At 74.9% G+C, this 18,971-nt stretch carries 19 protein-coding genes; 8 read left to right on the top strand and 11 right to left on the bottom strand.

Annotation, left to right across the window (positions count from 1 at the left end; genetic code table 11):
• Window positions 1-51: 51 nt before the first annotated feature.
• The 9 genes from ACFWDO_RS18195 to ACFWDO_RS18235 all read right to left on the bottom strand — a co-directional run bounded on the left by ACFWDO_RS18195 (window position 52) and on the right by ACFWDO_RS18235 (window position 7,945).
• A complete protein-coding gene (locus ACFWDO_RS18195; protein WP_380325193.1) occupies window positions 52-1,107 on the bottom strand; it encodes an iron-siderophore ABC transporter substrate-binding protein in 1,056 nt (351 codons plus the stop codon).
• A 65-nt stretch (window positions 1,108-1,172) separates the two neighbouring features.
• Window positions 1,173-1,979: an ABC transporter ATP-binding protein gene (locus tag ACFWDO_RS18200; RefSeq protein ID WP_380325190.1), complete on the bottom strand. Its 807-nt coding sequence runs from the start codon at window positions 1,977-1,979 to the stop codon at window positions 1,173-1,175.
• Window positions 1,976-3,022, bottom strand: coding sequence for a FecCD family ABC transporter permease (locus tag ACFWDO_RS18205; protein WP_380325187.1), 1,047 nt, complete (start codon window positions 3,020-3,022; stop codon window positions 1,976-1,978). The genes ACFWDO_RS18200 and ACFWDO_RS18205 overlap by 4 nt, the downstream gene beginning before the upstream one ends.
• A 1-nt stretch (window position 3,023) precedes the next feature.
• A complete protein-coding gene (locus tag ACFWDO_RS18210) occupies window positions 3,024-4,067 on the bottom strand; it encodes a FecCD family ABC transporter permease (RefSeq protein WP_380325184.1) in 1,044 nt (347 codons plus the stop codon).
• Window positions 4,064-4,678, bottom strand: a complete 615-nt coding sequence (locus tag ACFWDO_RS18215) for a DedA family protein (RefSeq protein ID WP_380325181.1) — start codon at window positions 4,676-4,678, stop codon at window positions 4,064-4,066. Before ACFWDO_RS18215 ends, ACFWDO_RS18210 begins: the two co-directional genes overlap by 4 nt.
• 33 nt (window positions 4,679-4,711) lie before the next feature.
• A complete protein-coding gene (locus ACFWDO_RS18220; protein ID WP_380325199.1) occupies window positions 4,712-5,125 on the bottom strand; it encodes a Fur family transcriptional regulator in 414 nt (137 codons plus the stop codon).
• A gap of 41 nt (window positions 5,126-5,166) precedes the next feature.
• Window positions 5,167-6,099 carry a metal ABC transporter permease gene (locus tag ACFWDO_RS18225; RefSeq protein WP_380325196.1) on the bottom strand — a complete coding sequence of 311 codons (933 nt, stop codon included), beginning with the start codon at window positions 6,097-6,099 and terminating at the stop codon, window positions 5,167-5,169.
• A 14-nt stretch (window positions 6,100-6,113) separates the two neighbouring features.
• Complete coding sequence (locus ACFWDO_RS18230; RefSeq protein ID WP_380325178.1) at window positions 6,114-6,983, bottom strand: metal ABC transporter ATP-binding protein; 870 nt, start codon at window positions 6,981-6,983, stop codon at window positions 6,114-6,116.
• Entirely contained in the window at window positions 6,980-7,945 is a 966-nt protein-coding gene (locus ACFWDO_RS18235) for a metal ABC transporter solute-binding protein, Zn/Mn family (protein ID WP_380325175.1), read from the bottom strand. Before ACFWDO_RS18235 ends, ACFWDO_RS18230 begins: the two co-directional genes overlap by 4 nt.
• Before the next feature lie 188 nt (window positions 7,946-8,133).
• Here ACFWDO_RS18235 and ACFWDO_RS18240 point away from each other — a divergent pair, with 188 nt between their 5' ends.
• The gene (locus tag ACFWDO_RS18240) at window positions 8,134-9,525 is read left to right on the top strand and encodes a glycine--tRNA ligase (protein ID WP_380325172.1); all 1,392 of its coding nucleotides are present in this window, start codon (window positions 8,134-8,136) and stop codon (window positions 9,523-9,525) included.
• 72 nt (window positions 9,526-9,597) lie between these two features.
• On the opposite strand, the gene ACFWDO_RS18245 is transcribed toward ACFWDO_RS18240, so the two are convergent.
• Both ACFWDO_RS18245 and ACFWDO_RS18250 read right to left on the bottom strand, forming a co-directional pair.
• Complete coding sequence (locus tag ACFWDO_RS18245; protein ID WP_380325232.1) at window positions 9,598-9,747, bottom strand: hypothetical protein; 150 nt, start codon at window positions 9,745-9,747, stop codon at window positions 9,598-9,600.
• Window positions 9,748-9,878: 131 nt separating this feature from the next.
• A complete protein-coding gene (locus tag ACFWDO_RS18250; RefSeq protein ID WP_380325235.1) occupies window positions 9,879-10,829 on the bottom strand; it encodes a LysR family transcriptional regulator in 951 nt (316 codons plus the stop codon).
• 144 nt (window positions 10,830-10,973) lie between these two features.
• On the opposite strand from ACFWDO_RS18250, the gene ACFWDO_RS18255 reads away from it, so the two are divergent.
• From ACFWDO_RS18255 to ACFWDO_RS18285, 7 genes are all read left to right on the top strand, one after another.
• Window positions 10,974-12,182 (top strand): NAD(P)/FAD-dependent oxidoreductase, encoded by a 1,209-nt coding sequence (locus tag ACFWDO_RS18255; protein ID WP_380325238.1) that lies wholly within the window; start codon window positions 10,974-10,976, stop codon window positions 12,180-12,182.
• Window positions 12,183-12,196: 14 nt separating this feature from the next.
• A complete protein-coding gene (locus tag ACFWDO_RS18260; protein WP_380325241.1) occupies window positions 12,197-13,552 on the top strand; it encodes a 2-oxoadipate dioxygenase/decarboxylase family protein in 1,356 nt (451 codons plus the stop codon).
• On the top strand, window positions 13,549-15,102 hold the full coding sequence (locus ACFWDO_RS18265) for an aldehyde dehydrogenase family protein (RefSeq protein ID WP_380325244.1): 1,554 nt from the start codon (window positions 13,549-13,551) through the stop codon (window positions 15,100-15,102). Before ACFWDO_RS18260 ends, ACFWDO_RS18265 begins: the two co-directional genes overlap by 4 nt.
• A 141-nt stretch (window positions 15,103-15,243) precedes the next feature.
• Window positions 15,244-16,221: an ABC transporter ATP-binding protein gene (locus ACFWDO_RS18270; RefSeq protein ID WP_380325247.1), complete on the top strand. Its 978-nt coding sequence runs from the start codon at window positions 15,244-15,246 to the stop codon at window positions 16,219-16,221.
• Window positions 16,218-17,024, top strand: coding sequence for an ABC transporter permease (locus ACFWDO_RS18275; protein WP_380325250.1), 807 nt, complete (start codon window positions 16,218-16,220; stop codon window positions 17,022-17,024). Before ACFWDO_RS18270 ends, ACFWDO_RS18275 begins: the two co-directional genes overlap by 4 nt.
• A 47-nt stretch (window positions 17,025-17,071) precedes the next feature.
• Window positions 17,072-18,328, top strand: coding sequence for a sensor histidine kinase (locus ACFWDO_RS18280; RefSeq protein WP_380325253.1), 1,257 nt, complete (start codon window positions 17,072-17,074; stop codon window positions 18,326-18,328).
• Window positions 18,325-18,930, top strand: coding sequence for a DNA-binding response regulator (locus tag ACFWDO_RS18285; RefSeq protein WP_380325256.1), 606 nt, complete (start codon window positions 18,325-18,327; stop codon window positions 18,928-18,930). The genes ACFWDO_RS18280 and ACFWDO_RS18285 overlap by 4 nt, the downstream gene beginning before the upstream one ends.
• The last annotated feature ends 41 nt before the right edge of the window (window positions 18,931-18,971 follow it).

Raw genomic sequence — 18,971 nt, forward strand, 5'->3', positions numbered from 1 at the left:
CCGTCCGCTCCGAGGAGCGGACGGGGGTCTCGGTACGTCCGGGCGGCGGCGTCAGTCGCCGAGCACCTTCGCCATGGAGTCGACGAGGGCAGGGAAGCCCTCCTCCCAGTACACGGACAGCGCGGTGGGCGGAGAGACCGACGACACGGGCGCGGTGCCGACGATCTGCGCGACCTTGCCCGCCTTGACGGCCGGGATCGCCTGCAGCTCCTTCTTGGTGAGGAACGCCTTCGCGTCCTCGGGCGTGTAGGCGTAGTCGACGACGAAGTCGGACGTCAGCTTGTCGAGCTCCTCGTACGACAGGGCGTAGAAGAACCCGCCGTTCGACGTGTCGAGCTCGGCCACCGACGGGGCGACCTTCACACCGAGGCCCTCGAGGAAGCCGGCGCGCGGGTCGGCCTGCGGGTACACGTACACCTTGCCCTCGGTGGGCGAGTCGACGACGGCCGCGAAGGTCTTGCCGGCGAACTCGGGGTGCTCGGCGGCCTTGTCGGCGACGAAGTCGTCGATGTCGGCGAGCACCTTGTCGCCGGCGGCGGAGCGGCCCAGCGACTGCGCGGTGATGCGGATCGTGTCGTCCCACGGCGTGGTCCAGGCCGTGTCCGGGAAGGCCACGACGGGGGCGATGTCCGACAGGACGTCGTACTGCTCCTTGGTGAGGCCGGAGTACGGCGCCACGATGAGGTCGGGCTTCGCCTCGACGAACTCCTCGTAGGGCACGGAGGCGCCGGCCTCGGGGTCGTCGAGGATGGTGGGCTTGGCGACGCCGGCCTCGTCGTAGGCGTCCTCGACCCAGGGGAGCAGCGCGTCCTCACCGACGGTCCAGACCTGCTCGGCCACGGCCACGGGGTACACGCCGACGGAGATCGCGGCCTCGGTGGAGCCCCAGCCCCAGGTGGCGACGCGCTCGGGCGCCTCGTCGATCACGGTCTTGCCGAAGGCGTGCTCGACGGTGATCGGGAACTCGTCGGTGGCGCCGGACGCCGACCCGCTCGGGGCGGCGGAGCCGTCGCCCTCGGGGGAGTCGCCGGAGGCGCAGCCGGCGAGGGTCAGGGCGACGGTCGCCGCGAGCGCGGCGGTGGCGACGAGAGGACGGCGAAGACGCACGGGTTCTCCTCGGTGTGCTCGCGCCGGTGCGGCGCGAGAGGGACGGTAGGTGAGGAAAGCCTAACCTACATACTCGCTCCGCTGTGCGTGCGGCCGAGGGGTACGACGAGTGGCGTGCCCGACACCGGGTCGGGCACCACGCGGGAGCGCAGCCCGAACGCGGCGAGGACCGACTCCTCGGTGAGGACGTCCCCGGGCCGGCCCTCCGCGACGACCTGCCCGGCGCTCATCACCACGAGGTGGTCGGCGTACCGGGCGGCGAGGTTCAGCTCGTGCAGCACCATGACGACGGTGGTGCCGCGGGTGCGGTTCAGCTCGGACAGCAGGTCGAGCAGGTCCACCTGGTGGGCGACGTCGAGGTACGTGGTGGGCTCGTCGAGCAGCACGATGTCGGTCTCCTGCGCCAGCACCATCGCGATCCACACGCGCTGGCGCTGCCCGCCGGAGAGCTCCGCCACGGGGCGGTCGGCGAGGTCGGCGACGCCGGTGGCGTCCAGCGCGCGGAGCACCGCCGCGTCGTCCGTCGAGCTGTGCCGCCCGAACCAGCCCTGGTGCGGGTAGCGGCCGCGCGCCACCAGCTCTGCCACCCGCACGCCGTCGGGGGCGATCGAGGCCTGGGGGAGCACACCCACCCGCCGCGCGAGCTCCTTGCGGGACAGCGCGGCCACGTCCTCGTCGCCGAGCGTGACGTGCCCGGCGTCGAGCGGGTGCAGGCGCGCCAGGCCGCGCAGCAGCGTCGACTTGCCGCAGGCGTTGGGCCCGACGATCGCCGTGACGCTGCCGGCGGGGAGCTCGAGGTCGAGCCCCTCGATCACGCGCCGCCCGTCGTAGCCCAGGCTGACGCCGTGCGCGCGCAGGGTGACGTCGGTCATGCGAGGGACTTCCTTCCGTCGGTGGCCAGCAGCCACAGCAGGTACGGGGCGCCGATGAGGCCGGTGACGATGCCGGTGGGCGCCTGGATGCCGAAGAGCAGGTGCTGGCCCACAACGTCCGCCGCGAGCACGAGCAGAGCGCCGGTGAGGACGGACGCCGTGAGCGCGGCGCCGCCGTCGTCCACCAGCCGGCGCGCGATGGCGGGGGCGACGAGCGCGACGAACGCGAGCGGCCCGACGAAGGACGTGGCGGTGGCGACGAGGCCCACGGCCAGCAGCAGCGTGAGGACCCGGGCGGTGTCGACCCGGACGCCGAGGGCGCGGGCGTGGTCGTCGCCGAGGGCGAGCGGCGCCTGCCAGCGCGACGCGAGCGCCACCCCCGCGCCGAGCACCACGACGGCCACCGCGAGGGTGAGCAGCTCGGCGCCGCGGACGTCGGCGACGCTGCCCACGGTCCACAGCAGCGCGGACTGCGCCTCGCGGACGTCGGCGCTCGCCAGCAGCCACGCGAGCAGGGAGGAGCACAGGTAGGCGAACCCGACGCCCACCAGCACGAAGCGGATGGAGTGCAGCCCCCGGCGCCACGCGAACAGCCAGATCGCCAGCGCGACGAGCAGTGCCCCCGCGAAGGCGGCCCCGGAGACCGCCAGGCCCGTGAGCCCCGCGACGAGCAGCGCCCACACGGCGCCGAGGCTCGCCCCGCTGGCGATGCCGAGGATGTCGGGGCTGGCCAGCGGGTTGCGCAGGGTGGTCTGGAAGAGCGCGCCCGCGAGGCCGAACGCCGCGCCCGCGAGGACCGCGGTCTCGAGGCGGGGCAGCCGCAGCCGGTGCACGACGAACACGTCCGCGTCGGTGCCGGCGCCGAACAGCGCCGCGAGGGCGCGACCGGGGGACAGGGACGCCTCGCCGAGCGTGAGCGCCAGCGTGGCGACGGCGACGAGCAGCGCCGCCAGGGTGGCGAGCACGACCACGAGGCGGCGCCGGCGGCGGGCGCGCAGCGCGACGACCGGGGTGGGCGAGGGGTCCAGGACGGTGCCGGCCACGTCAGACCCCCGCCACGGACTTGCCGCGCGCGACGGCGATGAGCACGGGGGCGCCGAGCGCGGCGGCGACCACGCCGGCCTCGAGCTCGGAGTGGGGCAGCACAAGCCGTCCGATGACGTCGGCGCCCAGCAGCATCACGGCGCCGAGAAGCGCGGTGAGCGGCACGATCCAGCGGTAGTCGGTGCCCACGAGGCGGCGCGCGGCGTGCGCCACGGCGAGGCCGACCAGCGCGATGGGTCCGGCGAGCGCGGTCGCGCTGCCGGCGAGCAGCACGACCGCGGCGGCGGTGAGGCCGCGCGTGAGGCCGACGCGCTGCCCGAGCGCCCGGGCGACGTCGTCGCCCAGCACCAGCATGGTGAGGCGGTGCGCGAGCGCGCCCGCGAGGACGACGCCGATCGCGACGAACGGCCAGAGCTTGTCGAGGGTCTCCATGCCGCGCCCGGTGAGCGAGCCGACCGCCCAGAACCGGTAGGTGTTGAACGCGGCGGGGTCGCGCAGCAGGACCAGGGTGATCATCGGCGTGATGAGCGCCGTCACGGTGGCGCCGACCAGCGCCAGCTTCACGGGCTGCCCGGCGCCGATCGAGAAGACCAGGAGCGCGGCGAGCGCGGCGCCGGCGAACGCGAACCACACGAAGCCGAGCGGCGCCGTCACGCCGAGCAGCGAGACCGCGACGACGACGGCGAGCGAGGCGCCCGCGTTGAGGCCCAGCAGGCCCGGGTCGGCGATCGGGTTGCGCGTGACGCCCTGGATGAGCGTGCCGGCCACGCCCAGCGCGGCGCCTGCCGCGAGGCCGATGAGGGTGCGGGGCACGCGCTGGTCGCGCACGACGTCATGGTCGACGTTGCCCGCGACCGGGTGGGTGAGCGCCTGCCACACGGTGGCGAGGTCGATGTCGCGGACGCCGAGCGCCAGGCTCGCCGCGACGATGGCGAGCAGCACCAGCAGGGAGAGCGCGACGACGAGCAGGCGCCCGCGCGTGCGTCGCGCGACGAGGGCGGCGGCCGGGCTCGCGGGGGTCGCGACGGCGGCGGGCGCGCTCACCGGGCCTCCCGGTCGGCGTCGGGCAGGGTGTCGGACAGGGCGTCGGACAGGGTGCCGGGCACGGTGTCCGGCACGGCGTCCGGCATAGCGCGCACGCGGCGGGCCACGCGGCTGGCGACCCAGGCGACGAGCGCCACCGCGGCCGCCCCGATGAGGGCGAGGGTCACGGGGTGGTGCAGCCCGACGGCGATCGCGCCGTTCACGGCGGCGGTGCCGACCGTCGTCCAGATGCCGGCCCAGACGGCGCAGCCGGCGAGCAGCGCCACGAGGTAGCGGCCGAACGGCATGCGCAGGTAGCCCGCGGCGAGGTTGACCAGGGTCTGCACCCCCACCGTGAAGAACGAGAGCGTGACCGCGGGCGGGCCCCACCGGTGCACCCGGTCCACGACCGCGACCGCGCCCGGCCGGGCGAGCATCTCGGCGAAACGGCCGCGGGAGGTGCCGCGGGCCACGCCGCGGCCGGCCCAGTACGTGGCCTGCGCGCGCACGAGGACGATCGCGAACGCCGCGACGTACACCACCCAGAACGGCACCCCGGCGATCGTGAAGACGCCCGTGGCGGCGGCGTCGTCTGGCGCCAGGGTGGTGAGCGTAGGAGTGGTCAGGTGCACGGCCTCATTGTGCCCGACTGAGGTATGCCTGCCCTAATTCTCCCGGCCGGTCCCGGCGGTCGCGGGGTCCTGTCCCGCGCGGCACTCGGCGCAGGTGCCCCACAGCTCCACGGTGTGGTCGATGTCCGCGAACCCGTGGGCGGCGCCGACCGACGCCGCCCAGGCCTCGACGGTGGGTCCGTCGATCTCGACCGCCCGTCCGCACGCCCGGCAGACCAGGTGGTGGTGGTGCTCGCGGCGCTCGCAGCGGCGGTACAGGCTCTCGCCGTCCTCGGCGCGCAGCACGTCGACGTCGCCGCCGTCGACCATGGCCTGCAGCGTGCGGTACACGGTGGCGAGGCCGACGGCGTCGCCTCGGGCGTGCAGCAGCTCGTGGAGCTGCTGCGCGCTGCGGAACTCGTCGGTCTCGCCGAGCGCGTCGGCGACGGCGGCGCGCTGCCGCGTCATCCGGGGCGCCGTGCTCGCGGCGGGGCGGGAGGTGGTGGCGTTCACGGGGTGCACTCCTCCTGGGTGGCCGTCCGGCCGGCGGCCGAGGCCGCGGACGGGACGACCGTGACGTCGTCGGGGATGTCGGGGTGCGGGTCGACGGGCGGGAGGCGGCGGGCCAGCACGGGGTGCAGCAGCGCGACGACGGCGTAGACGGCGATCGCGAGCACCACGATGAGGGCGCCGGGCGACACGTTGTACCAGTAGGTGACGGACAGGCCGGTGACGCAGACGGCCACGCCGATGATCGACGCGACCAGCATGGTGCGCCGGAACGACCGCGTGACGATCTGCCCGATCGCGACCGGCACGATCATGAGCGCGGAGACCAGTAGGAGCCCGACCACCCGCATCGCGACGGTCACCGTGAGCGCGGCGAGTACGGCCACGGCCATGTTCAGCGCCCACACGGGCAGGCCGGAGGAGATGGCGAACTCCTCGTCGTGGCTCACGGAGAACAGCGCGGCCCGCAGCCCGAGGCCGACCAGCAGGATCAGCCCGCACAGCACCACCGTGACCCACACGTCGGACAGCGTGACCGACGAGATCGAGCCGAACAGGTACGCCATGAGGCTGCCGGACGAGCCGCCCGCCAGGCCGATGAGCAGCACGCCGCCGGCGATGCCGCCGTAGAAGAGGATGGCGAGCGCCAGGTCCCCGGACGTGCGGCCGCGGCGGCGCACCACCTCGATGAGCACGGAGCCGGCGACGGCGGCGACCACCGCGCCCGGCACGGCGAGCACGTCGTCGGGCACGAGGCCCATGGCCGCGCCGACCAGCCAGCCGAGCGCGACGCCGGTGAGGGCGACGTGCCCGATGCCGTCGCCCAGCAGGGCGAGGCGGCGCTGCACCAGGTAGGTGCCGACGACGGGCGCGCTGAGGCCCACGAGCAGCGCCGCGACGAGCGCACGCTGCATGAACGGGTCGGTGACCATCTCCCACAGGCCGCTCACGGTGCCACCTCGTCCTCGGTGCTCTCGGGTCGGGCCTCGAAGGGCCCCTCGGCCAGCCGCACCTCGTCGGTGCGCGGCAGCGCGGTCGGGTGGGCGTGCGGGTGCACGTGCTCGTGCGCCTCGCCGCCGTGCCCCGCGCGGGGCGTCGGCGGGGCGCCGTCGTGCACCACACGCCCGTGCCGCAGCACGACGGCGCGCTGCACCAGCGGCGCGAGCTCGCCGAGCTCGTGCAGCACGACCAGCACGGTCATGCCGTCGTCGACGAGCCGCGTCATCGTCGCGGCGAACGCCTCCTGGCTGGGGCGGTCGACGCCGGCGACGGGCTCGTCCAGCACCAGCAGCTCGGGCCTGCGCACCAGGGCGCGGGCGATGAGCACGCGCTGCTGCTGCCCGCCGGAGAGCTGGTGCGTGGCGTACCGGGCGCGGTCGGCGAGGCCGACCAGGTCGAGGGCCTCGCGGACCTGGGCGCGCCAGCCGCGGGGCAGGCGCAGGCGGCGGCCGTGCAGCAGGCCGGAGGCGACCACCTCCGCCGCCGTGGACGGGACGCCCGCGGCGGCGCTGACCCGCTGGGGCACGTAGCCCACCCGCGACCAGGGCACGTCGTCGCCGAGCTCGTGGCCGAACAGCCGCACGGTGCCCGCGGTGGCGGGCAGGACGCCCACCAGCGTGCGGACCAGGGTGGACTTGCCGGAGCCGTTGGCGCCGAGCAGGGCGACGACCTCGCCGCGCCGGACCGTGAGGTCCACCCCGCGCAGCACCGGGCTGGCGCCGAGGCGCACGTGCACGTCGCGGGCTTCGACGGGGGGCGCGGCGCCGTCGGGCGGCGTGGCGGCCGTGGGCGGGGTGTCGGTGGCGGGCGTCGTCATGAGCACTGGAGCCCTTCGGTGAGCGCGGCCAGGTTGTCCTGCATGACCGAGACGTAGTCCGCCCCGGACGCGGCCGCGTCCTTGGACAGGCCCTCCAGCGGGTCGAGCACGGCCGTCTGGACGCCGATGTCCTTGGCGAGCGTGTCGGCGACCTTGGGGCTGGTCAGCGTCTCGGTGAAGATCGTGTCGACGTCGTTCTCCTCGACGATGTCACCGACCTCGCGCAGGCGCGCGGGGGACGGCTCGGCCTCCGGGTCGAGGCCGACGATGCCGATCTGCTCCAGGTCGTAGCGCTCGGCGAGGTAGCCGAACGCGGCGTGCGAGGTGACGAGCGTGCGCGTGGCGCACTCCTTCAGCCCCGCGGAGAACTGGCCGTCGAGGTCCGTGAGGGACTTCGCCAGCGTGTCGGCGTTCTCGGCGTACACGGCGGCGTGCTCCGGGTCGACGTCGCCCAGCTGGGCCGCGACGGCGTGGCCCACGTCGACCAGGCGCGTCGGGTCGAGCCAGAAGTGCGGGTCGACGGCGGCCTCGTCGCCGTGGTCGTGCCCGTCGCCGTCGGCCTCGTCCTCGGCCGCCACGACGTCCTCCGGCGTGCCCGGGTGCGCCTCGAGCGTCACGACGTCGCTGGTGTCCACGACGTGCTCCGGGCTCTGCGTGTCGACGGCCTCGTCGACGGCGGTCTGGAAGCCCGAGGAGTAGACGACGAGGTCCGCGGTGCCGATCTCGCGCACCTGCGCCGGCGAGAGCTCCAGGTCGTGCGGCTCGGCGGCGGGCGGCGTGAGGTTGGAGACCGACACGAGGTCGCCGCCCACCTGCTCGGCCACGTACTGCAGCGGGTAGTAGGACGCGAGGACCTCGAGCGTGCCGTCGGACCCGCCGCCGTCGGTCGGGGCGCACGCGGCCAGGACGGCGGGCAGCGCGAGGGCGGGCAGGGCGGCGAGGGCCGCGCGTCGGCGAAGCATGAGAACGATTCTCAGGAAGTTGAGAACCGTTGTCAACTCGTGCGGCGTGGTCCCCTGCCGTGCTGCGCGCCCCGGTAGGCTGGGGGCCACCGCAGCCGGTCGACGTCGGGCCCCGACGTGCCGAGGCTGCGGTGTTCCCCGCACCGGCCCCACGAGCCACGTGGCGGCCCGACACCCAGGAGTGACCCGTGGCAGCAGCCTCCCCGTCCGCCAAGCTCGACGCCGTCGTCTCCCTCGCCAAGCGGCGAGGTTTCGTGTTCCAGTCCGGCGAGATCTACGGCGGTACGCGCTCCGCGTGGGACTACGGGCCCCTCGGCGTGGAGCTGAAGGAGAACATCAAGCAGCAGTGGTGGCGCGCGATGACGCGCCGCGACGACGTCGTGGGCCTCGACTCCGCGGTCATCCTGCCCACCCCCGTCTGGAAGGCGTCGGGCCACCTCGGCGCGTTCAACGACCCGCTGACCGAGTGCCTCTCGTGCCACAAGCGGTTCCGCGAGGACCACATGATCGAGGAGTTCGAGGAGAAGAAGGGCCGCGCGCCCGAGGGTGGCCTCGCCGAGATCGCCTGCCCGAACTGCGGCACCCGCGGTCAGTGGACCGAGCCCCGCGACTTCAACATGATGCTCAAGACGTACCTCGGCCCGGTCGAGGACGAGTCCGGCGTGCACTACCTGCGCCCGGAGACGGCGCAGGGCATCTTCGTGAACTTCTCGAACGTGGCCGCGGCGTCGCGCAAGAAGCCGCCGTTCGGCATCGCGCAGATCGGCAAGTCGTTCCGCAACGAAATCACGCCGGGCAACTTCATCTTCCGCACCCGCGAGTTCGAGCAGATGGAGATGGAGTTCTTCGTCGCGCCGGGCACGGACGCCGAGTGGCACCAGTACTGGATCGACACCCGCATGGCCTGGTACACGGACCTCGGCATCGACCCGGAGAACCTGCGCCTGTACGAGCACCCGGCGGAAAAGCTCTCGCACTACTCCACCCGCACGGTGGACATCGAGTACCGCTTCGGCTTCACGGGCGGCGAGTGGGGCGAGCTCGAGGGCATCGCGAACCGCACCGACTTCGACCTCAAGACGCACTCGGAGCACTCCGGCAAGGACCTGTCGTTCTTCGACCAGTCCACCAACGAGCGCTGGCTGCCGTACGTCATCGAGCCGGCCGCGGGCCTGACGCGCTCGCTCATGGCGTTCCTCGTCGAGGCGTACGCCGAGGACGAGGCGCCCAACACCAAGGGCGGCGTCGACAAGCGCACCGTGCTGCGCCTGGACCCGCGCCTCGCGCCGGTCAAGGCCGCCGTCCTGCCGCTGTCCCGCAACGAGGCCCTGTCGCCCAAGGCGCGCGACCTCGCCGCCGAGCTCCGGCAGAACTGGAACGTCGACTTCGACGACGCCGGCGCCATCGGCCGCCGCTACCGCCGCCAGGACGAGATCGGCACGCCGTTCTGCGTCACGGTCGACTTCGACACCCTGGACGACGACGCGGTCACCATCCGGCACCGCGACACGATGGCGCAGGAGCGCGTCGCGCTCGCCAAGGTCACCGCCTACCTCGCGGAGCACCTCGCGGCGTTCTGACCCGCCCCGCACGACGGTGCCCGGGTCCGCGGCTGCGGACCCGGGCACCGTCGTCTGCCCCCTGTGGTGCGGTCAGGTGCGGTTCCTGCGCAGCAGACCGAGAACCAGGCTCACGACCAGCACGATGACGCCGATCCAGATGAGGAACTGGCCGATGTTCGTCGCGACGCCGAGGATCACCAGGACGACACCGATGATGATGAGGACGAGCCACGCGGGCATAGGCACCTCCAGTCTCCGCGCGCCGTCCGTGCGACGACGCGCGGACCGAACGTGCCACGACCTCCCGATACACGCACGTTGTCTCGAACGTCCCTGATGCCCCGGCCACCGGTCGGTCGGCGGCGCCGTCGTCACCACCCGGCGTGCGGCTCGGCGTCGTCGCCCGTGAGGCTGCCGTGCACCACCGCCTCGATCACCCGCGTGAGGGCGTCGACCGCGGGCCGGCGGGGCGCGCCGCCGGGCTCCAGCAGCACCACCTCGCGCTCGACGAGGTCGCGCAGCGTGCTGGTGTGCAGGTCGCCCCAGGTGCGCAGGGTGCGCATCATCGGCGTCGCGAGCGCCACGCCCAGGCCCTGCGCGACGAGCGCGAGCGTCGTGGAGGTGTCGTTCACCTCGTGCGCCGCGCGCGGCTCGAACCCCGCGGCCCGGCATGCGTGCCGCACCGCGGCGCCGTAGTGCGTGGCCCGCGGCGGCAGGATCCACGGGACGTCCGCCAGCTCGGCGAGCGCGAGCCGGTCCGGCAGGTCCGACGTCGGCGCGGAGACGAGGGCGAACCGCTCGGTGCGCAGCGGGCGCAGCGTCGTGCCGGGCACGCGGGGGATCGGGGCGACCGGGTAGTCCAGACCGAGGCCGAGGTCCACGTCGCCGCGCCGCACCGCGGCGGCCACGTCGTCCACCGTGAGCTCGAACCCCTCGAGGGTGACCCGCGGGTGCGTGGCGGCGAGCCCCGCGACCAGGCGGGGCAGCATGCTGGCGGCCACGGTGGCGAACGCCCCCACGCGGACGGTGCCCACGGTGTCGCGGGTCGCGGCGCGGGCGGCGTCGGCGGCGTCGCGCTGCGCCACCAGCAGGTCCTCGGCGCGCGCGGCCAGCACGGCGCCCGCGTCGGTGAGGACGACCCCGCGGCCGTGCGGGCGCACCACCTCCGTGCCCAGGTGCCGCGCGAGGACGGCGAGCTGCTGGGAGACGGCGCCCGTCGTGTACCCGAGGGCCGCCGCGGCGGCCGTCATCGTGCCGTGCTCGGCCAGCGCCCGCAGGGCCCGCAGCGCGGGCCAGGGCAGGTCGTGGGTCGACGTGTCCACGTCGTCACCTCCGTCTCCATCGTGCGCCCTCTCGGGCCCGCACACCGTATAGCGCGCCTGAACGGTCGGTGTCATGAACCTTCGATGGTGCTGACCGCTCCCGGTCGGCACGATGAGACCGGGTCGCCGAGCGAGGGAGGTCGGGTGGCGCACAGCATGCCGGGGGCGGACGGGCCGCCCGGACCGCCCGGGTCGGCGGACGTCGTCGTGGTCGGCGGCGGGGTCATGGGGGCGTCCGTGGCGTTCCACCTGGCCGAGGCCGGAGTCGACGTCGTGCTGCTGGAGTCCGGCGAGCTCGGCGGCGGCAGCTCCGGCAAGCCGAAGGGCGGGGTGCGGGCCCAGTTCTCCGACCCCGCCAACGTGGAGCTCGGGCGGCGCAGCCTCGAGCTGTTCGAGGACTTCCGGCGTCGGCCCGGCGGTGACATCGGGCTGCGGCAGACCGGGTACCTCTTCGCGCTGCCCACCGACGACGACGTCGCGCTCTTCGACCGGTCGGTCGCGATGCAGCGCGAGCACGGCGTCGACAGCCGCCTGCTCACCGTCGCCGAGGCCCGCCGCCTCAACCCGTACCTCTCCGCGACCGCGTACGCCGGCGCGGCCTACGCGCCCCGCGACGGGTGGGCGCACCCGGCGGCCGTCGTCGCCGGCTACGCGGACGGGGCGCGACGGCACGGCGCGAGCGTGGTCACCGGCGCTCCGGTGACCGCCGTCGAGCCCGTGCCCGGGGGCCGCGCCCGCGTCGTCACGCCGCGCGGCTCCGTGGTCGCGTCCGCCGTCGTCGTGTGCGCGGGTGCCTGGTCGCGGGCGGTGGGCGCCCTCGTGGACGTCGACCTGCCCGTGGAGCCGGTGCGCCGCCAGATCGCGTTCACCGCGCCGCTCGAGCCGGCGCCGCCGGCGCTCCCGTTCACCATCGACTTCGGCACCACCTACTACCTGCACAACGCCGACGCGCGCGGCACCCTGCTGCTCGGCGCCTCGGAGCCCGGCACGCCCGTCGGCTTCGACACCTCCTACGACCCGGCGTGGGAGCCGTGGCTGCGGGAGCTGGTCGCCCGGTCCACGCCGGCGCTCGCGGACGCGCCGCTGACCGGCGGCTGGGCCGGCCTGTACGAGCTGACGCCCGACCACGACGCCCTCATCGGCGAGGCGCCCGGGGGCGGGGGAGCCCGGGTGCTGTACGCGTGCGGGTTCTCCGGCCACGGCTTCCTGCAGGCGCCCGCCGTGGGCGAGGCCGTCACCGACCTGTACCTGGGGCGCGCGGGGACGCCCGCGGCGCGGGGCGTCGACGTGTCCGCGTTCGACGCCGGACGGTTCGGAGCGCGGCGGTCGCGCTCCGAGGCGAACATCATCTGAGGAGGGTTCTGACCGTGACGCTCGAGGGTTTCCAGGAACCGTGGCAGCTGCGGGCGGCGTTCGCGCGCTCGCTGTCGGACATGTACGGCCGCGAGGTGCCCGCCTACACGACGCTGCTCGAGGTGTCCCACGACGTCAACGCCGACGTCGCGGCCGCCCGCGGCGCCGATGCCGAGCGGCTGGGGTCCATCGACCGCGTCACGGCCGAGCGGCACGGCGCCATCCGGGTGGGCACGCCCGCGGAGATCCAGCAGGTCGCGCGGATCTTCGGCGCGATGGGCATGCACCCGGTGGGTTTCTACGACCTGCGCGACGCCTCGTCGTCGTCCGTGCCCGTGATCTCCACGGCGTTCCGGCCGGTGGACCGCGAGGAGCTGGCGCGCAACCCGTTCCGCGTCTTCACGTCGATGCTGGTGCCCGGCGACCGGCGGTTCTTCGGCGCGGACCTGCAGCAGCGGCTCGAGCGCTTCCTCGGGCGTCGCACGCTGTTCGGGCCCGAGCTACTGGCGCTCGCGGACCTCGCCGAGGCCGACGGCGGCCTGGCCGCCGACGACGCCGCGCAGTTCCTGCGGTTGGCCACGGAGGCGTTCGAGCTGTCCCGCGAGCCCGTCGACCAGGCCTGGTACCGCGAGCTGGAGGCCGTCTCCGCGGTGGCCGCCGACATCGGCGGCGTCGCGTCCACGCACATCAACCACCTCACGCCCCGCGTGCTCGACATCGACGACCTGTACGCCCGCATGGAGGCGCGCGGCATCACGATGATCGACGCCATCCAGGGCCCGCCGCTGTGGGAGGGTCCCGACGTGCTGCTGCGGCAGACGTCGTTCCGGGCCCTCGCGGAGCCGCGCACGTTCCGCACGCCGGACGGCAGCGTCGTGCAGGACTCGCTGCGGGTGCGGTTCGGCGAGGTCGAGGCGCGCGGCATCGCGCTGACGCCCCACGGTCGCGCGCGCTACGACGCCGCCATCGTGCAGGGCGCGACGCCCGAGGTGTGGCGCGAGACGTTCCCGGACACCGAGGCCGGGCTGATCGCCCAGGGGCTGGGGTACTTCACCTACGAGCTGTCCGACGCCGCCGCGGGGCCGGGCGCGGTCACCCGCGAGCCGATCGTGTACGAGGACTTCCTGCCCCGCTCGGCCGCCGGCATCTTCCAGTCCAACCTCACGGAGGAGGGCTCCAAGGACGCGGGCCAGGCCGGCGAGGACCGGGACGCCGACTGGATGGCCGGCGCCGTCGGGCGCGAGCTGTTCGACCCCTTCGACCTGTACGCCGCGCAGGTGGCGGCGTCGCGCGACCGCGCGGCGTCTCGCCTCGGCGTCGACCCCCACCACCTCGAGAACCCCTCCACCCCACAGGGAGCCCAGGCATGACCACCCAGACCGACGGAACCCCGACCACCGGCACGCTGACCGCCGAGCTGCGCGACGCCGCGCTCGCCGCGCTCGGCCGGATCGGGGCCGACGTCCCGGCGACCTCGGACGGCGGGCTGCCCGTCGTCTCCCCGCTGACCGGCGAGGCGTTGCTGACCCTCCCGGAGGGGGGCGCCGCCGAGGTCGACGCGGCCGTCACCGCCGCCGCGGAGGCGTTCCGCACCTGGCGCTCGGTGCCCGGCCCGGTGCGCGGCGCCGTCGTGCGCCGCCTCGGCGAGCTGCTCACCGAGCACAAGGCCGACCTGGCCGAGCTCGTGACGATCGAGGCGGGCAAGATCACCTCCGAGGCGCTCGGCGAGGTGCAGGAGATGATCGACGTCTGCGACTACGCCGTCGGTCTGTCGCGGTCCCTCGGTGGGCGCACGATGCCTTCCGAGCGTCCCGGTCACCGCCTCATGGAGCAGTGGCACCCGCTCGGCGTCGTCGGCGTCGTGAGCGCCTTCAACTTCCCCGTCGCGGTGTGGTCGTGGAACACGGCGGTCGCGCTGGTCTGCGGCGACACCGTGGTGTGGAAGCCGAGCGAGAAGACGCCGCTCAGCGCGCTCGCCTCGAACGCCCTCCTGCGGCGGGCCCTCGCCGAGGCCGGGTTCCCGGAGGCCGTGAGCCAGGTGGTGCTCGGCGCCCGCGAGGCGGGGGAGGCGCTGGTCGCCGACCGGCGCGTCGCGCTCCTGTCCGCCACCGGCTCGGAGCGCATGGGCCAGCAGGTGGCGCCCGTCGTCGCCGGGCGCGGCGGCCGGTACCTGCTGGAGCTGGGCGGCAACAACGCGGCCGTCGTCGCCCCGTCGGCCGACCTCGACCTCGCGGTGCGCGGCATCGTGTTCGCCGCGGCGGGCACCGCCGGGCAGCGCTGCACCTCGCTGCGCCGCCTCATCGTGCACTCGTCCGTGGTCGACGACCTCGTCGGCCGCCTCGAGTCCGTCTACGCCGGGCTCCCGGTCGGCGACCCGCGCGCCGACGGCACGCTGGTCGGGCCGCTCACCGACGCCGGCGCCCGCGATCGGATGCTCGCCGCGCTGGAGGAGGCGCGGGCGGACGGCGGCACGGTCGTCGTCGGCGGCGAGGCCGTGGACGTGGACGGTGCCCCCGGCGCGGCGTACGTCTCGCCGGCGCTGGTGCGGATGCCGGAGCAGGCGGACGTGGTGCGGCGCGAGACGTTCGCGCCGATCCTCTACGTGCTCACCTACGAGACGCTCGAGGAGGCCATCGCGCTGCACAACGACGTCCCGCAGGGGCTGAGCAGCGCGATCTTCACGCTCGACGTGCGCGAGGCGGAGACCTTCCTGTCCGAGGTCGGCTCCGACTGCGGCATCGTCAACGTCAACATCGGCACCTCCGGCGCGGAGATCGGCGGCGCGTTCGGCGGCGAGAAGTCCACCGGCGGCGGGCGGGAGTCCGGGTCCGACTCGTGGAAGCAGTACATGCGGCGCGTCACCAACACCGTGAACTACTCCACCGAGCTGCCGCTGGCGCAGGGCGTGAACTTCGGTTGATGTTGTGAGCGGGCGTTTTGCCCTGGTTCGGCGCCGAACAGGACCAGACGCCCGCTCACAACATCCGGCATGACAGATGTCATGGCCACGTCGTGACAGGCGGCCCTGCAGGTCAGGGCGCCGCGCGGCGAGGATCGAGGCATGACCTCGACGAGCACCACGACATCGCCCGCACCGCCGGCCCTGAGCCTGCGCGGGCTGCGCAAGGAGTTCCCGTCGCCCGCCGGCCCCGTCCGCGCGGTCGACGGCATCGACCTGGAGATCGCCCCCGGCGAGGTGGTGGCCTTCCTCGGCCCCAACGGCGCCGGCAAGACCAGCACGATCGACATGGTGCTCGGGCTGAGCTCACCCACCTCCGGCAGCGTGCAGGTGTTCGGCGCCGACCCGGCCGCCGCGATCTCCGCCGGTCGCGTCGCCGCCGTCATGCAGACCGGCGGCCTGCTGCGCGACATCACGGTGGGGGAGACCGTCGCCCTCACCGCCGCGCTGTTCGGCCAGACCGGATCGCCCGTGCCGTACCTGGAGCGCGCCGGCATCGCCGACCTCGCCGACCGCATGGTGGGCAAGTGCTCCGGCGGCCAGCAGCAGCGCCTCCGGTTCGCGATGGCGCTGGTCAGCGAGCCCGACCTGCTCCTGCTTGACGAGCCCACCACCGGCATGGACGTGGAGGGCCGCCGCGAGTTCTGGGCCGCCATCCGCGCCGACGCCGCCGCCGGACGCACCGTCGTGTTCGCCACCCACTACCTGGAGGAGGCCGACACGTACGCCGACCGCGTCGTGCTGGTCAGCCAGGGGCGGGTCGTCGCCGACGGCTCCACCGCCGAGGTGAAGAGCCTCGCGTCCGGCCGCACCGTGAGCGCGCGGATCGACGACGACGGCGACCGCGCCGCCGTGGCCGCCCGGCTGCGGGGGATGCCCGCCGTGGACGCCATCGACCACCGCGGCGCGCGGCTCGTCGTGCGCACGCCCGACTCCGACGTCGTCGCCCGGTTCCTGCTCACGCAGACCGCCGCGCGCGACCTGGAGGTCGCCTCCGAGAACCTCGAGGACGCGTTCGTCGCCCTCACCGCCACCGCAGCCACCAGCAGCGCACCCAGCACGGACGGAGCCACCCGATGAGCGCCACCATCTCGACACCGGGCACCGCACCCGGCACCACGGCCCTCGTCGCGCGGCCGCGCATCCGCACCACCACCGCGGTGCGCACCTACCTCGTCGTCGAGCTGCGCCGCGCGCTGCGCAACCGGCGCACCCTCATCTTCTCCGTCGTGATTCCGCCCGTCTTCTTCCTCATCTTCGGGCTGCAGGGCGACTACCAAAGCCAGAGCGCCGGCAACGGCAACGTCACCGCGTGGATCGCCGTCTCGATGGCGCTCTACGGGGCGATGGTCACCGCCACCGGCGGCGGCGCGAGCGTGTCCGTCGAGCGCGCGCAGGGCTGGACCCGGCAGCTGCGCCTGACTCCGCTGCGGCCCGCGGCCTACGTGGCGGTCAAGCTCGCCGCCGCGATGGCGCTCGGGGCCGGGTCCGTCCTCATCACCCTCGTGGTGGCCGGCGTCGCCGGGGCGCAGATGCCCGTGGGCGCCTGGATCCTGTGCGCCCTGCTCGCCTGGGTGGGCTCGCTCGTCTTCGCGGCGTTCGGCCTGTTCATGGGGTACCTGCTGCCGGCCGAGAACGTCATGCAGATCCTCGGCCCGGTGCTCGCGCTCCTGTCCTTCGGCGGCGGCCTGTTCGTACCGCTGGGCGACGGCTGGTGGGCGGACGTCGCGCAGTTCTTCCCGACCTACGGCCTCGCCGAGCTCGTGCACGCGCCGCTCGGCGGCGACCTGGGCGTCGCCGCCGTCCTCAACGTCGTGGCCTGGGCCGCGATCTTCTTCGTCGGCGCGGCCTGGCGGTTCCGCAAGGACACGGCGCGGGTGTGAGCATCGGCTCCCCGCCGGCGCCGACCGGCCGTGGCACGGTGGGGGACGTGACCTCGACGTCCCCCGCCGCCCCGCAGGGCGAGCCCTCCGGCGGGGTGCCCGTCGACCCCGACCTCCGCGGCCCGTTCGGCGGGATCCCGCGGCTCGGTCCGCTCCTGGCCGTCATCTGGATCGTCTTCCTGCTCGAGCCGCTGCAGGCGTCCCTCGACGCGCCCACGCCGCTGCTCCGCGTCGTCGGCGTCGTCGGGGTGCTGGGCGTGGCGGCCGTCTTCGTCGCCACCTTTCTCCGCTTCCGTCGCACGGTGCTCCTCTCGAGGACCGACGGCGGGGCCGTCAGGGCCGGGCTGAGCCCTCGCACGGCGTCCGTCCTGCTGGTCGCCCAGGCCGTGTGCGTCGGCCTGTCCTGCCTGGCCGCGCAGCAGCACGGGCTGGTGGGGCTGGTCTTCGTGTGCGTGACGGCGATCTACATCCTGCGCGGGCCGGCCGCGCTCGCGGTGGTCGCGGGGAGCATCGTCGTGATGGTCGTGCTCCCGCGTGTCCTGCCGGGCTGGACGACCGAGGACGGCAACGTCGTGGGCGCGGTGCTGGCCAGCGCCGCGGTGTACGGGTTCACGCAGGTCATCGACCGCAACCGGCGGCTGCGCGAGGCGCAGCAGCAGGTGGCGGACCTCGCCGTCGCCCGCGAGCGCGAGCGCATCGCCCGCGACATGCACGACGTCCTCGGCCACTCGCTCACCGTCATCTCCGTCAAGGCCGAGCTGGCGGCCAAGCTCCTCGCCGCGGCCGGGTCCGACGACGCCGCGTCCTCGCCGACGGCGCGGGCCGCCGCCGAGGTCGCCGACATCCAGGACCTCGCGCGCGGGGCGCTCGCCGACGTGCGCGGCACCGTCGCGGGCGCCCGCCGCGTCACCCTCGCGGGCGAGCTCGCCGCCGCCCGCTCGGCCCTCGACGCCGCAGGGGTCGCCGCCGAGCTCCCCGGCGCGGTCGACGCCGTCCCCGCCGAGCGGCGCGAGCTCTTCGCGTGGGTGCTGCGCGAGGGCACCACCAACGTGCTGCGGCACTCCGGCGCCACCCGGGTGGTCGTGACCGTCACCGCCGGCACCCTCGTCGTGGAGGACGACGGGCGTGGTCACCCCGGGACGCGGGCCAAGGAGGGCGGCGGGCACGGGCTCACCGGCCTCGCCGCGCGCGCCCGGCACGCCGGCGCCGTCCTCGAGACGGGTCCGAGCCCGCTCGGCGGCTTCCGCCTCGCCGTGACCGCGCGCGAGGACGTCGCGCCGGCGGGTGCCAGGATCGACCCGTGATCCGACTGCTGCTCGCCGACGACCAGGCGCTCGTGCGCGGCGCGCTCGCCGCTCTCCTCGACCTCGAGCCCGACCTCGAGGTCGTCGCGCAGGTGGGGCGCGGCGACGAGGTGCTCGACGCCGCCCGCGCGCAGGCCGCCGACGTCGCCCTGCTCGACGTCGAGATGCCCGGCCTCGACGGCATCGCCGCCGCCGCGGCGCTGCACCGGGAGCTGCCGGCGTGCCGCTCGCTGGTCGTGACGACGTTCGGCCGCCCCGGCTACCTGCGTCGCGCGCTGGACGCCGGCGCGAGCGGGTTCGTCGTCAAGGACACCCCCGCCGAGCAGCTCGCCGACGCCGTGCGGCGCGTGCACGCCGGCCTGCGCGCCGTCGACCCGGAGCTCGCCGTCGCGTCCCTGACCGTCGGCGCGAGCCCGCTCACCGAGCGCGAGCGGCACGTGCTGGCGCTCGCGGCCGACGGGGGCACCGTCGCGCAGGTGGCCGCGGAGGCGTTCCTGTCCGAGGGCACGGTGCGCAACTACCTGTCCGCGGCCATCGGCAAGACCGGGGCCCGCACGCGCGCCGAGGCCGTACGCATCGCGCAGGACAACGGCTGGCTCTGACCCGGTGGTGTTGTGAGCGGGAGATTGGCCCCCTTTCGCCC

It is taken from the genome of Isoptericola sp. NPDC060185, from assembly GCF_042728595.1.
Lineage (GTDB): Bacteria > Actinomycetota > Actinomycetes > Actinomycetales > Cellulomonadaceae > Isoptericola.

Bases quoted from the DNA above. Each gene is read 5' to 3' on its own strand.
- ACFWDO_RS18225 (WP_380325196.1), bottom strand. From the start codon at position 6,099: ATGGTCACCGACCCGTTCATGCAGCGTGCGCTCGTCGCGGCGCTGCTC.
- ACFWDO_RS18235 (WP_380325175.1), bottom strand. From the start codon at position 7,945: ATGCTTCGCCGACGCGCGGCCCTCGCCGCCCTGCCCGCCCTCGCGCTG.
- ACFWDO_RS18230 (WP_380325178.1), bottom strand. From the start codon at position 6,983: ATGACGACGCCCGCCACCGACACCCCGCCCACGGCCGCCACGCCGCCC.
- ACFWDO_RS18275 (WP_380325250.1), top strand. From the start codon at position 16,218: ATGAGCGCCACCATCTCGACACCGGGCACCGCACCCGGCACCACGGCC.
- ACFWDO_RS18245 (WP_380325232.1), bottom strand. From the start codon at position 9,747: ATGCCCGCGTGGCTCGTCCTCATCATCATCGGTGTCGTCCTGGTGATC.
- ACFWDO_RS18270 (WP_380325247.1), top strand. From the start codon at position 15,244: ATGACCTCGACGAGCACCACGACATCGCCCGCACCGCCGGCCCTGAGC.
- ACFWDO_RS18200 (WP_380325190.1), bottom strand. From the start codon at position 1,979: ATGACCGACGTCACCCTGCGCGCGCACGGCGTCAGCCTGGGCTACGAC.
- ACFWDO_RS18265 (WP_380325244.1), top strand. From the start codon at position 13,549: ATGACCACCCAGACCGACGGAACCCCGACCACCGGCACGCTGACCGCC.
- ACFWDO_RS18220 (WP_380325199.1), bottom strand. From the start codon at position 5,125: ATGACGCGGCAGCGCGCCGCCGTCGCCGACGCGCTCGGCGAGACCGAC.